Below are 15,920 nucleotides of genomic sequence, written 5' to 3' on the forward strand. Positions count from 1 at the left end.
GGAATTCGTTGCAATTGCGGTGCTCCACCCGCAGAACGGGGGAGTCTTCCCGCGTGCCCGGACGCAAGCTGGGCAGCCCCTGGGCGAGCGCTGAGTCCCGGAGTGGCGCACAAGGTGCCGAGGATGGTGCAGAATGTCAGTGTGCATGACAGTGGCATTGAGTTCTGCACGTGACGTAATGAAGCGCCTGGCGACGCCGCCAGAATCGAGAGAAGTACTGCAATGACGAAGCACACCTTGGACAATGCGACCGAGACCGGTCACATCCACGTCGGTAAAGGGCTCAACGAGGGCGCGCTCGGCGTTGTCGGGTCGACCATGATCGGGCTCGCGTCGACCGCGCCGCTCTACTCGCTCGCGGCCACGCTCGGCTACGTGATTGTCGCGGTCGGGGCGCAGGCCCCGCTCGTGTTCATCGTCGCGTGTATCCCGATGGTCTTCGCCGCGTTCGCCTACCAGGAGCTGAACCGCGAGATTCCAGACTGCGGCACCACCTTTGTGTGGGGGACCAAAGCGTTCGGGCCGGTGGTCGGCTGGATTGGCGGCTGGGCTGTGGCCGTCGCCTCGATCATGGTGCTCGCGAACGTCGGAGAGATCACGGGCCAGTACTTCTGGCTGCTGCTCGGGAACGAGGAATTCGCCGCCAACCGGGGCATCGTCATCGCGACGTCCGTCGTCTTCATGGCGCTCATGACCTTCGTGAGCACGATCGGTGTGCAGATCGGTGAGCGCCTGCAGATGGTGCTCGTCGGCATCCAGATCGTCGCGATGGTGCTCTTTGGCGTGCTCGCGCTCATGCACGCGGGCGCCGGCACGAACCCCGGCTCGGTCTCCTTTGACTGGAACTGGTTCAACCCCGCTGAGCTCGCCTCGTGGTCGGGCTTCATGCAGGCCGTGCTCCTCGCGCTCTTCATCTACTGGGGCTGGGACACCTGCCTCGCCCTCAACGAGGAGACGAAGAACCCGCGCAAGACCCCGGGCCGCGCGGCGCTCTCGAGCATCGTCGTGCTGATCATCCTCTACGTCGGAGTCTCGGTCGCGGTGATGATGTTCGCCGGCTTTGGCGACACCGGCTTCGGCCTCACGAACGCCGAGAACCTCGATGACGTGTTCACAGTGCTCGGCAACGCGCTGTTTGGCCCGTGGGGCTGGTTCCTGATCCTCGGCGTGCTGCTCTCGGCCGCGTCGTCGACCCAGACCACGATTCTGCCGACGGCGCGCGGCACCCTCTCGATGGCCGTGTACCGCGCGCTCCCCGCGAAGTTCGCCGAACTGCACCCCAAGTTCAAGACCCCGTGGTTCTCGACCACGGTGATGGGCATCGCCGCGATCATCTACTACGTCGGAATGTCACTCCTGTCCGAGGACATGCTCGCCGACTCGCTCACCTCGATGGGCCTCGCCGTGGCGCTCTACTACGCAATCACTTCGTTCGCCTGCGTCTGGTACTTCCGCGACACCCTGCGCGACAGCGCACGCAACCTGTGGATGCGCGGCATCCTGCCCGCGCTCGGCGGCCTCATGCTGGGCTACGCCTTCGTGCAGTCGGCAATCGACATGTGGGCGAAGGACTACGGCGAGACCGTGCTCCTCGGTGTGGGCGGCGCGTTCGTGATCGGCGTTGGCGCGATCCTCATCGGGTTTGTGTTCATGGCGATCTGGTGGCTCCGCCCCGACTCGAAACCGTTCTTCCGCGGCGAGAGCCTGAACCGCGACACCGAGGTGCTCGTTCCCGACGAGTAGGCCGGCGACGCACCCCGGATCCCGCGTCTTTCGATCGGGATCCGGGATCCCGATCGAATCCTCACCCCGCTCCGTTCCACCCGCAGGAGGGCACCATGTCAGCCATCACCCCGAACCGATTCGACACGATTGTTGTGGGAGCGGGGGTGTCGGGCCTCGCGGCCGCGCGCCTGCTCACCCGCGCGGGGCAGCGCGTCGTGGTGCTGGAGGCACGCGACCGCGTGGGCGGCCGTCTGCACACCGAGCGCGCCGACGGACGGGTCACCGACCTTGGCGCCTCGTGGATTCACGGCATCGATGACAGTGCGGTGCACGCGGTTACGCAGGCGTTCGGCATGCCCGACATTGAGTTCACAATGGGGAGCTTCCAGGCCGGCGGTCGGCCGGTTGCGTACTACGGGCCGGCGGGCGAGCGCCTGAGCGACGACGCTGCGAACGCCTTTATCGCCGATGTTTCCGCGTTCGATGAGCGGCTCGTTGCAACGGTGGCGCGCAGCGCCTCGGGCGCCTCGTACGCGGATGTCGTTGCGGAGACCCTCGCAGAGCTCGGTTGGGAGGCTGAGCGGGGCGAACGGGTACGCGAGTACCTGCAGCACCGCACCGAAGAGCAGTACGGTGCGTGGATCGCGGATCTCGACGCGCACGGACTCGACGACGATGCCGTCGACGGCGACGAAGTGGTGTTCCCGGAGGGCTACGATCGGCTCGCCTCAGGGCTCGCGAACGGGCTCGATGTGCGACTCGACACCGTTGTGACGGGGATCGACTGGAGTGCAGACGGCGTTACCGTGACCGCGGGCGGGGAACGCTTCACCGCAGCGCACGCGGTGCTGACCGTGCCCGTCGGGGTGCTCAAGGCCGGGGAAATTGAGATCACCCCGCCCCTGCCCGAGACGAATGCCGCCGCGCTCGCGGGGCTCACGATGAACGCCTTCGAGAAGGTGTTTCTCCGGTTCCCCGCGAAGTTCTGGGACGAGGGCGTGTATGCGATCCGTCGACAGGGCGAGGCAGGCACCTGGTGGCACTCTTGGTACGACGTCACTGCGCTGAGCGGTGAGCCCACGCTGCTCACTTTCGCGGCCGGGCCGTGCGCGCGGGCGATCCGTGAGTGGGACGATGCCCGCGTGGTCGAGTCCGTGCTCGGTGCCCTGCGTGAGATCTACGGCCCCGATGTGCCGGCCCCCGCGCACGCACACATCACCCACTGGCAGGACGACCCGTTCTCACACGGTTCATACGCCTACATGACGGTGGGATCCGAGCCAGCCGACCATGTCCGGCTCGCCGAACCAATCGGTGGTGTGCTGCACATCGCGGGGGAGACCACGTGGGAGGAAGACCCCGCGACCGTGACCGCTGCCCTCATGTCGGGTCACCGCGCCGCCGAGCGGATTCTCGGCTCCGTGATCCCGATCGCAGAGCTCAGCGCTGCCCTATAGCGCCCGCTCGTCCCGGGGCGCGGCGGGGGTGGACGCGTCGCCCGTCGCGACGGGGGTTCCCGTCTCGTGAGGCACGCCGGGTGCCGCCGGGGCCTCGATGTGTGCTCGGCGTCCGCGTCGGCGCACCGCACGGACGATGAGCAGTACCGCCGCGGTGATGATGCCGCCGATCGCTGCCCACGGGAGCAGGATCCCGAGCACCACGAGCCCCCCGGAGGCCGCCGCGCCGATCGAGCGGAGCCCGGCGAGCACGCCGTCCCAGAAACTCGTCGGCCCGCCGGGGAGCGCGGAGGGGCTCGTGAGCGAGACCCAGATCGTCGCCTGATCAACCTGTGAGTCGAGCCACTTGAGCTGAGCACTCAGACCGTCAAGCTCCTGCTGGCGTGCGGCAAGCGCGGACTCGGCTTCGAGGAGCTCGCTCGTGGTGTCGGCCTCGGCCATCAACTTGGTGAGGCGGTCAATCGATTGCTGCAGGGCGGCGACGCGTGCGGTGAGGTCGACGTGCTCGGTGGTGACGTCGGTCGCGGTCACCGTGCGCGTGGTCACCTCGCCCAGCGCGCTGAGCTCGTCAAGCGTCGCGTCGAGCCGCTCTGACGGCACGCGGACTGTGAGCGAGCTGCCCGCCGGAGTTGCGCCGAGCGCAGCGTTGTCTGAACGCGACTCGACCGTGCCACCCGCGGCCTCCGCGATCGACGTGACGCGATCGGCAGCGCCGGAGACATCGCTCACGTGGAGCGACAAGTCAGCACTGCGCGTGATCGAGCGGGAGTCGCCCGGAGCCGCCTCGGCGCGGGAGACGGACCCGTCCCCGCCGATCGCCGCGCCGCCCAGATCAAACGGCTCAGCCGGCAGCGACTGCACGTCAGGGCTGGCCGCGGCATTGCTCGAACCACCGGACTCATGGGCGCCACCGGGCAGCGCCGCGCAGGCGCTGAGCGGAGCGAGCAGGAGCCCGGCCGCGGCGAGCAGGGCGAGGGAGCGTCGGCGCATCATGGTGATTACCCTAGTGCGGGCGCTGGAGGCTCACGCCGCTAGTCAGCTGTGAACTGTGCTGTCCCGTCGCCACGCGCTGAACGCGAGCGCGAGAAGTGCGATGTCGCTCGGGTGCGCGAGTGAGAGCCCGGTGAGGTTCTCGATCTGGGCAAGGCGGGCGCGGACCGTGTTGCGGTGGCGAAACGCGGCCTGACTCACCTCGGTGATCGTTCCGTTCGTGCTGAGGAACGCGGTGATGACTCGAGTTAACTCCTCGCGCACGTGGTCGCTGAGCTCGGCGAATCCTGCGAACACCTGCTCGGCGAGCGCTCCGGTGATCTCGGGTTCGGCGGAGGTCACGGCCTCGAGCCAGTGGTTGCGGAGCTGGCGCACCCCGGGGCTCGTCGCAGTGGTGACCAGCTGCCGCGCGCCGTGGAGTGCGCGTCCGACCGCTCCCGGTGTAGGGACCTCCGCGAGCGCGGTGCGGTGTTCGCCGAGCTCCGCGATGAGCGGCGCAAGGTCGTCGGCCCGGTGGGCCGCGTCGCGAGCCGGAACTTGGATGAGCCCAACGAGCGACTGCTGCTGCCACCCGAAGTAGCTTCGCGCACCGTGGCGCGAGAGTCGGGTCTGCACCACCGAGATCGCCGAGTAGTCGCCCTCGCGAAGATCGGACACGAGCACGAGAAAGGGGCGGCGGGGATCGAAAGCGAGTGTGGTGAGCTGCTTGGCGACGCCGGCGGGATTTCGGCTCTCGCCCAGGTCGAGGAGGCGCTGGAAAGCTGCCGTTCGAATCTCGGTGTGCTGCTGCCGGAGGCGCTCGGCTGTGCGGCGGTACGCCTCCGTCATCTCGTTGATGTTCGCCTCGACTGCCTCCCACACTTGCAAGAGGCCCGCGAGATAGTCGGCGTTGGTTTCGAGGCCGGCGCGGCGCGCATCATCGAGGAATGCTTCCCAAAGCAGCTGCAGGTCGATCCGAAATGAGCGCGACACCGCGAGCAAGTCCACCTGCTGCGCGGCGCGAATCTCACCGGTTTCGGCGGCCGCGTGGGCAAACTCGGGCGCCGGGGGATCGCCGGCGATGCGTGCGAGGGTGAGTGAGAGGTTCTTGCGCATCTGCTCTGCGAGCGTCTCGCCGCCGAGCGAGCGGTACGAAGGCTCAACCTCGATGAGCCGTTCGGTAGAGACAGCGACGAGATGCTCGAGTTCGTCCGCGAGCAAGCGGCGCGCGGTGGCAGAGACCTGCGGGTGACGCGACGGTGAGTGCATGCTGCACACTTTAGGGCACGATGTCGGGGCTGCGGGGATCTGGTCCTGTGCGTCAGAGCATGGTCAGATGGGTGATGACGCGATAGTGCGTCGAACGCGAAGTTGTGAGCGACGCACGCAAAGGAGCCGCGATGGCACACACCCCTGACCACCCTGCAGGCCTGAACGAAGCCCAGCTGGCGGAGCTCGCTAGTGTGCTGGAGGTGCACTATGGGCTGCGCGGGGCGCGCTTCACGCAGCTCGGCGGGGAACTCGATCTGAACTACCGGGTGACCGATCACACCGGGGCGCATCGTTTTCTGCGAGCGTCGCCCGCCCCACTCGATCGGTCGGCGATCGAGTGGCAAGACGCCGTACTGCGCGCGCTCGAGCAGCGCCCGCTCTCGGTGGCAAGCCCACGCCTCCTTCCTGCTCGTTCGGGAGAGCCCGGTGTGCACGTGACCCTGGGCGGCGCGTGGGCTGGGCTCATTCGTGTGACCACGTGGATCGGCGGTCGTGACGTCTCCGAGTTCGGGGCGACGGGCACCGCGTATCGCCGACAGTTGGGGAGCCTTGCCGCCGAGGTGGTGGACCGCCTCGCGGTGCTGAACGACCGCGCAGCCGGGTCGCCGGGCCACCATTGGCTCATTGAGCGTGCGGGCGACGCGATTCGCGCGACGGTCCCCGCGGTGACTGATCCCGTGCAGCGTGCGCTGATCGAGCGTGCGCTTGCGGGCTTCGACGCGATCGCGCACGTGCTCCCCGCCCTGCCGCGTACGACCGTGCACCAGGACCTGCACGACTTCAATCTGCTGGGTGAGCGCGGCGCTGATGACGCGCTGCGGATTACCGGGGTGGTCGACTTCAACGACGCGGTGTTCACCCTGCGCGTCGCCGAGCTCGCGGTCGCTGCCGCGTACGCCACGCTCCGGCAAGACGACCCGGCCGCAGCGTTCTGCGACGTGGTGGGCGGCTATCTGGAGCGGGCGGCGCTCACGGAGGCGGAGCTCGACGTGGTGTTTCCGCTCGCGGTCGCCCGGTTGGCCGTGAACGCGAGCACGTGGACCGAGCGGAGTGTGGGGGAGAACGCGTCGTACGCGCGTGCGCGGATGGCCGCAACCTGGCCCGCGCTCGAGCGTCTGCTCGAGGAGTCCGCGCCGCGGATGGCAGAGCGCGTCGCCGCGCCTGCCACCCCCGCGGGGTAGATTCGCCGCAGCGGGGCAGGGTTTATCGCGCGAGAGCCTGCCCTCTGGCGGAGAAGCTACCCTGCGAGGGGCGCAGCCAGCGCGGCGTCGAGCGCGTCGAGCAGGCGAGGGGCGTCGGACTCCGCGAACACGAGCGGCGGCCGCACCTTGAGCACGTTCGCTGAGACCCCGGATGCGGAAATCAGTACGCGGTTCTCGCGCATGTGATTGACGATCGCGGCGGCACGGGCCGCGTCGGCAGCCCCCGTCGCCGGATCAGTGATCTCGAGTGCGAGGAAGAGGCCCGACCCGCGCACCGCGGAAACTCCGCCATGTGTGCCCGCGAGCGCAGTGCACTCGCGGAGCAGAAGATCGCCCACCGTGCTCGCGCTCGCGAGGAGCCGCCGATTCTCGAGCTCGTCGAGCACGGCGCCCGCCGCGGCGATACTGACGGGGTTCCCGCCGAAGGTATTGAAGTAGCGCACGTCGCGGCCGAACACCTCGAACACGTCAGGTCGCCCAATCACGCCCGCGATCGGGATCCCGTTGCCCATCGGTTTGCCGAGCACCACGAGGTCGGGGCGCACCCCCTGATGCGGGTAGCCCCACCACGCACCCGTGCGCCCAAAACCAGCTTGCACCTCATCGGCGATGTATAGGGCGCCGGCCGCCCCGGCTACGGCGGCCGCGGGTTCGAGCACCCGAGCGGCGGTGCCCTGCAGCCCATCGCTCGACATGACGGAGTCCACGATCAACGCCGCGGGCTCGTGCCCCCGCGCGCGCAGCGCGGTGATTGCCTCGGTGACTCGAGCGGCAAACGCGGCCGCCGCGCTCGCAGGGTCTTCACGCGCGAGATCGGGTGCGGCGACAAGTTCGACCTCGCCGGGGATCGGGTTGTTCGGGCCGAGGCTCGGCGAAATCGCCGCGGCTGCCTCCGTGGTGCCGTGGTAGGCATGCGCCGTCGCAATGACTCCGCGCCTCCCGGTCACGTGCCGCGCCATGCGCAACGCGAGATCCACCGCCTCGCTCCCGGTGCACACGAACACCGCCTGCGCATCGGCAATGTCGAACAGCCCGGTGAGGCGCTCCGCGTAGTCGACCACCGCATCAGTGAGGTATCGGGTGTGGGTGTTCAACACGTCGAGCTGTGCCGAGACCCGCTCCCGCACCTGCGGATTCGAGTGCCCCACGACGGGCACATTGTTGTACGCATCGAGGTAGTCCAGGCCCGCCGCGTCGTAGAGCAGCACCCCATTCCCGCGCACCGCGTGCACGGGGCGCTCGTAGAACAAGCGGTACGGCGCGCCCAGCACACGCGTGCGCCGCGCGAGAAGCTCTCGGTCAGCCACGTCAAGCGCGCTGGCTCCCCGCGGATCGAAGCTGTTGGCCATGTGCATGGTGTTGTCTGCGGACACGCACCCCTCCACTGATCGCTGTGACGTCGGTCACTCCAGTGTGGCGCAGCCGCGCGGATCCAGCCCCGTTCTCGGTGCACGGTGCCTGATCTGCGGGTCAGGCCGGTGCAGCGGGTCGGCCCGGGGCGGGCATCGCGCCTCCGGATCCCAAGCTGCATGCCGTTCGTGAGATTAGGGGCGTACGCGAACCGGCCAGGGTTGCCAGTTTCCCGCAGGGTGCGCGCGCCGCAGCTCCGCGAGCCGCGCTTCGGCCGTGGCGAGGCGCTCCGCGGGCACCGTGCCCTCCTGAACGGAGCCGCTCTCCGCCCAGCTCCCGTCGGGCGCACGAAGTTCCCGCCAAGGGGACGGCCATGCCCGCTCCGTGAACCCGCCCGCAACGATCGCGAGCACGTGGTCCTCGAGCCGCGCACCCTCCTCTTCCCAGGTTTCATCGCAGGCGCTGCAGCCGCATGAGGGAAACGCGGTGTCCGAGTAGTAGCCGGAAGTGAGCATGACGCCGGGGAGGTCCGTGAAGGTCAGCGTGATCGGCGCGCAGTGCGGATCGCGCGGCGTGATGCGCACGGCACGCGTCGACTCGTCGATCCCGGGGGCGTTGAGCAGCTCAGAGAACGAGGCCGTGCCCTCCCAAACCGCCACATCGTAGGCGTCGCGGAGATGCGCGATGAGCGCCTCGGCGATGGTGTGCAGCGGCGCGAAGCGCTCCGGGTGTTCCTCGCGCGAATACGCGTCCTCGGGCGGCCCGTCGTCGCGATCCGCCCAGCGCTCCCCAAACGGGATCACCGCGCCCGCAGCATCGCGAAACTCCAGGCTCCGGATCTCGGGTCGTGTGTACCCCATCGTCTGCGGCCTCCTCGGTGCGCGACCCCGCAGGGACGCTAGTTCAACGGGATGGTGATGGTACCGGTCTCCGGCGGCGACTCGATTGCGCGACCGCGAAGGTCGGGCAGCCAACGCAGCGTGGTGGCCGCGACGATCGCGCAGATTCCGAGCAGGATCGAGGACACCACGATCGCGCCGTGCGCGCCCGCGACGTCGATCGCAATGCCGGCGAGCGCCGAGCCCGTGGCCACGCCGACGAGTTGGCCCGTGCCGACCCAGCCGTAGGCCTCGGCAGTCTCCGAGAACTTCACGGTGGAGCTCACGATGCTCGAAATCGCGGCGAAGGCGGGAGCGGTGCCGAGGCCGCCCAGGAAGAGCACAGCGCCGAGCCACCAGATGTTCAGGCTGACGAGGCAGGCGAGGGTGCCGGCCAGCACCACGAGGATGCGCAGCAGGAGCGAGGTGGGGCGCAGTTCGCGGTGACCCATGAGCAAGCCGCCCACGAGCGAGCCGCCGGCGAAAAGTGCGAGCACGATGCCTGACTCCATGCTCCCGTGGCCGGCGCCTTCGCCGCTCGAGAACGCGGCGACAATGCCTGCCTCAATCGCGGCGAACGAGGCGACGAAGAAGAAACCGACGATGGTCGAGATGATGACGGTGGGGTAGCGGAGTACCGCGCCGAAGCCGCGCTTCGACGGCGGGATCTTCACCTGGGCGACCGGCTTCGAGAGGATGAACCATGCGCCACCGAACACCATGAAGCCAGCCGCCACACACAGGCCGGCGGTGGTGCCGAACTGCGAGGTGACGAACACGGCGACGACCGGGCCGAGCACCCAGATCAGCTCCTGCGCTGCGGCGTCGAGTGAGAAGAGGCCCGCGAGCTGCTTGCTCGGCACGAGCTTCGGGTAGATCGTGCGCACCGCGGGCGTGATCGGCGGGGTGGTGAGACCCACGAGCAGCGCGAGGCCGGCGACCACGAAGAGCGGCAGGTGCACGAACGCGATCGTGACGAGCAGCACGGCGCAGATCACCGAGGTGACCGAGAGCACGGGGCGCATGCCGAGGCGGCCCATGAGGCGGCTGCTCAGTGGTCCGGAGACGGCCTGGCCGAGGCTCTGCGTCGCTAGGACGAGGCCGGCCGAGGTGTAGTCACCGTACGAGACCTGGATGTGCAGCAGCAGGATGATCGAGAGCATCCCAAACGGGAATCGGGCCAGCAGCTGCGACACCAACACCCGAAATACGCCGGGGTTCTTGCCCAGCTCCCCGTAAATACCCATCAGAAAAGTATATGGCCGCGGCGGCCGTGCGTGCTATCGCGGAACGCCGAAGTTCGGCGCGAAATTTGGTGGAACTGGCGCGCGTCGGCGCGCCGCATTCTCGGAGGTGGAATCAGCGGGGAACCCGCGGGCTGCGTGCGCCGCGCGGATCCCCGCCGCTCCGACGAGGTTAGGAGCTCGTCGAGTAGACCGGGCCGCCGCCCTGTGCGCGCCGGCCCGAACGGCGCTGGCCGCCCTGTTGGCCCTGCCCGCGGCCCGCGCTCTGATGGCCCTGACCCTGCTGGCCGCGGCCACCCTGGCGCTGGCCGCCCTGCTCGCCCTGCGACTGAGCGCCGCGACCCTGACCGCCCTGGCCGCCGCGCCCACGACCGCCGCCGGACTGCTGCCCGCGGCCTGCGCCACCCGCCTGGGTGGGAGTGCCGCTCGCAGCCGCACCGTCGCCGCGCCCGCGGCCGCCACGTGAACGCTTCCGCTTTGCGTTTGCGCCCGTCGACTTGCCCTGCCCCGAGGGGTTGTGGCCGGCAGCGCGCTGCTGCGCGGCCTGTGCCTCGGCGCGACGGCGCTCGGTCTCGCGAGCGTCGACGCGCGGCGCGACCTCACCGATCAGAGCGAGCACCTCGGGATCAATGCTCGCAGCGTTCGGGTTGACCGGACGCGGCGTGACGCGGATCTTTGCTGCGCGCATGATCTGGCGCATCTCGCCGCGCTGCTCGGGCAGCACGAGCGTGACCACGTCGCCCTCATTGCCGGCGCGTGCCGTGCGGCCGGAGCGGTGGAGGTACGCCTTGTGCTCGACGGGCGGGTCGATGTGCACCACGAGCTCGACGCCGTCGACGTGCACACCGCGGGCGGCAACGTCGGTCGCGACGAGCACCTTCGCGTCACCGCTGACAAACTCGGCAAGGTTGCGATCACGCGCGTTCTGCGAGAGGTTGCCCTGCAGCTCTACCGCAGGAATCCCGCGCGACGTGAGCTGCTTTGCGAGACGCTTCGCCTGGTGCTTCATTCGGGTGAAGAAGATGCGACGCGCGGTGCCCGAAGCGAGCGCCTCAATGAGTGCATCCTTGTCGTCCTTACCGGCCACCTCGAACACGTGGTGCGTCAGCTGCGGCACGGGGGACTCTGCCGAATCAACGGAGTGCAGAATCGGGTTGTGCAGGTACTTCTTCACCAGCGCGTCCACCCCGTTGTCGAGGGTGGCGCTGAAGAGGAGGCGCTGCCCCATCTTCGGGGTCTTGTTCAGGATTCGCGTGACGACGGGCAGGAAGCCCATGTCGGCCATGTGGTCGGCCTCGTCGAGCACGGTGATCTCGACGCCGTCGAGCGAGACGAGACCCTGCTTCATGAGGTCGTCCAGGCGACCGGGTGCGGCCACGACGATATCGACACCGCCCTCGAGCGCGACCTCCTGGCGACGCTGCGGGATCCCACCGAAGATGGTGGTGACCTTCACCCCGACGGGGTCGGCGAGCATCTTCACCGTTTCGGCGATCTGCGTGACGAGCTCGCGAGTCGGGGCGAGCACGATAGCGCGCGGACGGCTGGGGCGACGCTTCGCCACGACATCCTCGGCGAGGTTCGCCACCAGCGGGATGCCAAAGGCGATGGTCTTGCCGGAGCCGGTGCGGCCGCGGCCGAGCACGTCGCGGCCGGCAAGCGTGTCGGGGAGGGTGTCGCGCTGGATCGGGAACGGCGCGGACTTTCCGTTCTTCGCGAGTGCGTCAGCAATGGCTGCCGGGACGCCGAGCGATTCGAACGTGGGGGTGGTGGTCTCGGTCACAGGGACCTTTCTGCATCGATGCAGCGCGCGGCGGACGGATGCCATGCCGAGAGGCGGACGCGGGCTGCGGGAATCGGCGAGTGCGCGGGATCGCGCAGTCGTTCGCCGCGAATGCTCCGGCGGCCCGCGACCAGAGTCCGGGCGGCTGAACGTCAGCGACGCGGGGCGGGAAGAACACGCCCTGTGCCCACCAGTCTAGTGGGTGTCGCCGAGAAAGCGCCGTGGATCGGGAGATTCGCGTGAATGTCGGCGGCGCGCGATACCGTCGTCTGAACGGCGGAATCGGCCGCGCGGGCAAATAAACGAAGGGGGTCCCGTGTTTCTGCAGCAGCGAAGCGACGGCGGCGAGCGCATTATGACGAGCGCGAGTGACCTGACGGCGGCCAGCGCGTGCGAGTTCGCGTTTTTGCGTCGGGCTGATGCGAAGTTTGGACGCGACGTTGTCGTGCCTCCTGACGACGACCCCATGCTGGCCCGTGCCGCACGTCTCGGCGACGCGCACGAGGAGCGCACGCTTGATGCGTACCGGAGCGAGTTCGGCGCGGGCGCTGTCGGAGAGTCGGGCGGCGTGGTGGAAATTCCGCGGCCGAAGAGCGTTGCCGAGCCAGACCTGATCGCGGTGGCCGAGCTCACGCGATCCGCACTCCTGGGAGCTGCGGAGGTTGTTTTTCAGGCAACCTTCTTCGAACCAGATCAGCGCGCTGCTCGGCCGGGTGAGCCCGAGATCGGCTTTGTCGGGTTCGCCGACTTCCTGCGCCGCACCCCTGATGGAGCATTCGAAGTGGAAGACACGAAGCTCGCGCGAAAGGCCCGCGTCTCTGCGCTCATGCAGCTCGCCGCGTATGCCGAGCAACTGGAGCGCATCGGGGTGCCGGTTGCGCCGACGGCGACGCTCATCCTGGGCGATGGGGCTCGCTCGAGCCATCGGGTTGCAGACATCGCGCCGGTCTTCCGCGCGCGTCGAGCGCGGCTGCATCGGCTCATCCTTGACCGGGCATGCGAGACCGGCCCCGATGGCACACGGGCCAGCGCGCCGCCGCTCGCCTGGGGCACCCCCGAGATCGCAGCCTGTGGTCGGTGCGAGGTGTGTGCGCCCGAAATCGAGCGCACGCGCGACCCGCTCTTGATCGCCGGGATGCGCGGCACGCAGCGGGATGCTCTTTGGGTCGCCGGATTCCGAACGATCGACGCGGTCGCAGCGGAGCTGCCGCGCATCGTTTCCGGGGAGACGACGGTACCTGGTATCCGCCCGGCGACGCTGACAAAGCTCGCGGCGCAGGCCGAGGTGCAGGTTGGCGCGCCCAGGCTCGGCCCGCCCCTCGTGCGCGTCGTGGACCCGGCGGCACTCGCCGCGATTCCGGCGCCGAATCCCGGGGACCTGTTCTTCGACTTTGAGGGGGATCCGCTCTATCGCGAGCCGGGGGACGCCGAATCCGCTCGCTGGGGGATCGACTACCTGTTCGGTTTCGTGGACACGGCAGAGCAGTTCACGGGGCTCTGGGCGCACGATCTCACGGCCGAGCGGCGAGCACTTGAGCGTTTTCTCGCGCTTCTTGCCGAGCGCCGTGCCGCGTACCCGGGGATGCGCGTCTACCACTACGCGTCGTACGAGCGCACCCACCTGCTCAGCATCGCGGCCCGCCATGGCGTCGGGGAGGCCGAGGTCGACGCGCTGCTGCGGGATGACGTGCTCATCGACCTCTTCCCGATTGTGCGCCGCGCATTGCTTGTGGGCTCGCGCTCGTACTCCATCAAGAAGTTGGAGCCGCTCTACATGGGTGAGGAGCTGCGCGATGAGGCGGGCGTCACCTCGGCAGCGCAGTCGGTCACCGAGTATGCAGACGCGACCGCGCAGCTTGCGAGCGCAGACCTGGCGGTGAAGGCAGTGGGGGCCGCGCGATTGGAAGCGATTGCCGACTACAACCGTTACGACTGCGTTTCGACGCTTCGGCTGCGCGATTGGCTCCTGGGGATTGCACGGCAGCACGGGGTCGATCCGGCTCCGCGCCCGGAGCCAGACTCCGAGCGCGAATTCGAGGTGAGCGGTCTGGCGGAGGCGCTCACGCAGCACGCCACGCATGCCGCGGATCCGCGAGATCGTGTCGCGGCGGCGCTTGCCGGCAGCGCGATCGACTACCACGCGCGTGAGCGCAAGTCGTTCTGGTGGGAGCACTTCGCTCGGCTCATCGAGCCGATTGAGGAGTGGGCGGATACTCGCGATGTTCTCGTGGTTGACCCAGCACTCAGTCGCGTCGAGGAAAGCTGGCACACCCCACCACGCGGTCGCGTGCAGCGGCGAACGCTTCGGCTCGGCGGCGAGCTCGCGCCGGGCAGCTCGGCGAAAGCCGGCGGCGAGGTGTTTCTCGTGTACGCCGCGCCCGGTCCTTTCCGGGACCCGCGGACCGGCCCCGGTGAGCGCACCGCTCGCCTCGCCCGCGTGCTTGAGCGAGACGAGCGGGGCATCCTCGTTGCAGAAACCCTGCCGCGTGATGCGGCGAAGTATGCGGTACTTCCCGTTGCCGTGACTCCCGGGCCGCCGCCGAACGAGGGGCAGCAGCGCGTGGCGATCGAGGAGTGGGGTCAGGAGTACGCTGATGCGCTCGCATCGGGCCTCGAGTATGCCGACCCGGTCGTCGGGCTCCTGCGACGCGACCCGCCGCGACTCACTGGCGGCGTGCCGCCAGTGCAACCGGATTCAGAGGAGGCGCTGCGCGCTGGCGGCGGACAGGAAGACGCACGAACGATCGGGGCGGTGATCGCGAGTCTCCGCCGCTTAGACCGATCGGCGCTTGCGGTGCAGGGCCCGCCAGGCACCGGGAAGACATACCTCGCTGCTCGCGTCATCCGGCAGCTGGTGGAACGAGACGGCTGGCGCATTGGGGTGGTTGCGCAATCACACCGCGTTGTCGAGAACGTGCTCGAGGGGGTTGTCGCTGCTGGCCTGCACCCGGGTGCGGTGGGCAAAGTGCCGCAGGGCGGCGCGCTTGCACCTGACGCGCCTGAGCCGCCGTACACGGTGATTGGGCGAAACGGGCACGCGGGCTTTCTGCGCGACAACGCCGAGCTCGGTCGGGGCTGCGTGGTGGGTGGCACGGCGTGGGACTTCAGCAATGGCACGCGTTTCCCGCGTCGTGCCCTTGACCTCCTGGTCATCGATGAGGCCGGCCAGTTCTCGCTTGCGCCAACGATTGCCGCGTCCGTTTCCGCGCAGCGCCTGCTGCTGCTCGGCGATCCGCAGCAGCTGCCGCAGGTCTCGCAGGGGACCCACCCCGAGCCCGTGGATACGTCCGCGCTCGCCTGGCTGATCGGCAATCACGACACGATTCCCAGCGCGCAGGGGTACTTTCTCGCGGAGACCCGTCGCATGCGCCCGGCTCTCGCGGAGGTGGTCTCCGAACTCTCGTACGAGGGGCGCCTCCACGCGCACACGAGCGCGAGCTTGCGCAGTGTCACCGGGGCCGGCCCAGAGGGCCTCGTCTGGCATCCCGTTGCGCATCGCGGGAACGCGACGTTCTCGGTCGAGGAGGCTGAAGTCGTGGTGGAGCTCGTGCGCACGGCGCTCGCAGGGACACTTGACGATGGCGGCGCCCGCGCTCGCTCCCTCACGGCCCACGATGTCATCGTTGTTGCCGCGTACAACGCGCAGGTCGAGTGCGTGTCCGACGCGCTCGCTGCAGCCGGGCTCGGGGGCGTACGCGTTGGTACCGTCGACAGGTTCCAGGGCATGGAGGCAGCCATCGCTATCGTCACGCTCGCGGCGTCGAGTGCTGAGGACGTGCCGCGGGGGCTCGAATTTCTCCTGATGCGCAACCGACTGAACGTGGCGATCAGCCGGGCACAGTGGGCCGCGCACCTAGTCTCCTCCGAACGGCTCGGCGACGGCTTGCCCGGAAGCGCCGAGGGCGTCGCGGCGCTGTCCGGCTACCTGCGCCTCACTGAGCGAGCCAGTCGCACCACGCACGCAGTGGGTGGTGGCGTCGAAAGCGTTGGCGGGAAGAGCCGCGGCGCGGCGATCTGACGCGAGCCCGGCTCTACACTGA

General features: G+C 69.0%; 10 protein-coding genes. 4 read left to right on the plus strand and 6 right to left on the minus strand.

All coding sequences use genetic code 11. The features are described 5' to 3' along the window. Nucleotides 1-222 precede the first annotated feature (222 nt). Nucleotides 223-1,743 carry an APC family permease gene (locus D3226_RS08420; RefSeq protein WP_202382071.1) on the plus strand — a complete coding sequence of 507 codons (1,521 nt, stop codon included), beginning with the start codon at nucleotides 223-225 and terminating at the stop codon, nucleotides 1,741-1,743. 95 nt (nucleotides 1,744-1,838) lie between these two features. Then, entirely contained in the window at nucleotides 1,839-3,182 is a 1,344-nt protein-coding gene (locus D3226_RS08425) for a flavin monoamine oxidase family protein (RefSeq protein WP_202382072.1), read from the plus strand. On the opposite strand, the gene D3226_RS08430 is transcribed toward D3226_RS08425, so the two are convergent. Both D3226_RS08430 and D3226_RS08435 read right to left on the minus strand, forming a co-directional pair. Then, nucleotides 3,177-4,175, minus strand: a complete 999-nt coding sequence (locus tag D3226_RS08430) for a DUF4349 domain-containing protein (protein ID WP_202382073.1) — start codon at nucleotides 4,173-4,175, stop codon at nucleotides 3,177-3,179. The two genes, D3226_RS08425 and D3226_RS08430, sit on opposite strands and share 6 nt — an antisense overlap. A 42-nt stretch (nucleotides 4,176-4,217) precedes the next feature. Next, a complete protein-coding gene (locus tag D3226_RS08435; protein WP_202382074.1) occupies nucleotides 4,218-5,420 on the minus strand; it encodes a PucR family transcriptional regulator in 1,203 nt (400 codons plus the stop codon). A gap of 131 nt (nucleotides 5,421-5,551) precedes the next feature. On the opposite strand from D3226_RS08435, the gene D3226_RS08440 reads away from it, so the two are divergent. Next, nucleotides 5,552-6,604, plus strand: coding sequence for a phosphotransferase (locus D3226_RS08440; RefSeq protein WP_202382075.1), 1,053 nt, complete (start codon nucleotides 5,552-5,554; stop codon nucleotides 6,602-6,604). A gap of 56 nt (nucleotides 6,605-6,660) precedes the next feature. Here D3226_RS08440 and D3226_RS08445 read toward each other — a convergent pair whose 3' ends face one another. From D3226_RS08445 to D3226_RS08460, 4 genes are all read right to left on the minus strand, one after another. Then, entirely contained in the window at nucleotides 6,661-7,998 is a 1,338-nt protein-coding gene (locus D3226_RS08445; protein WP_337248940.1) for an aspartate aminotransferase family protein, read from the minus strand. 171 nt (nucleotides 7,999-8,169) lie between these two features. Next, nucleotides 8,170-8,835, minus strand: a complete 666-nt coding sequence (locus tag D3226_RS08450) for a DUF6226 family protein (RefSeq protein ID WP_202382076.1) — start codon at nucleotides 8,833-8,835, stop codon at nucleotides 8,170-8,172. A 38-nt stretch (nucleotides 8,836-8,873) separates the two neighbouring features. Continuing rightward, nucleotides 8,874-10,100: an MFS transporter gene (locus tag D3226_RS08455; RefSeq protein WP_202382077.1), complete on the minus strand. Its 1,227-nt coding sequence runs from the start codon at nucleotides 10,098-10,100 to the stop codon at nucleotides 8,874-8,876. Between the two features lie 169 nt (nucleotides 10,101-10,269). Beyond that, on the minus strand, nucleotides 10,270-11,925 hold the full coding sequence (locus D3226_RS08460; RefSeq protein ID WP_237462582.1) for a DEAD/DEAH box helicase: 1,656 nt from the start codon (nucleotides 11,923-11,925) through the stop codon (nucleotides 10,270-10,272). Nucleotides 11,926-12,196: 271 nt separating this feature from the next. Between D3226_RS08460 and D3226_RS08465 the strand changes: the two genes are divergently transcribed. After that, nucleotides 12,197-15,898 carry a TM0106 family RecB-like putative nuclease gene (locus tag D3226_RS08465; RefSeq protein ID WP_337248941.1) on the plus strand — a complete coding sequence of 1,234 codons (3,702 nt, stop codon included), beginning with the start codon at nucleotides 12,197-12,199 and terminating at the stop codon, nucleotides 15,896-15,898. The last annotated feature ends 22 nt before the right edge of the window (nucleotides 15,899-15,920 follow it).

The sequence above is a fragment of the Leucobacter chromiireducens subsp. chromiireducens genome, from assembly GCF_016758255.1.
Classification (GTDB): domain Bacteria; phylum Actinomycetota; class Actinomycetes; order Actinomycetales; family Microbacteriaceae; genus Leucobacter; species Leucobacter chromiireducens.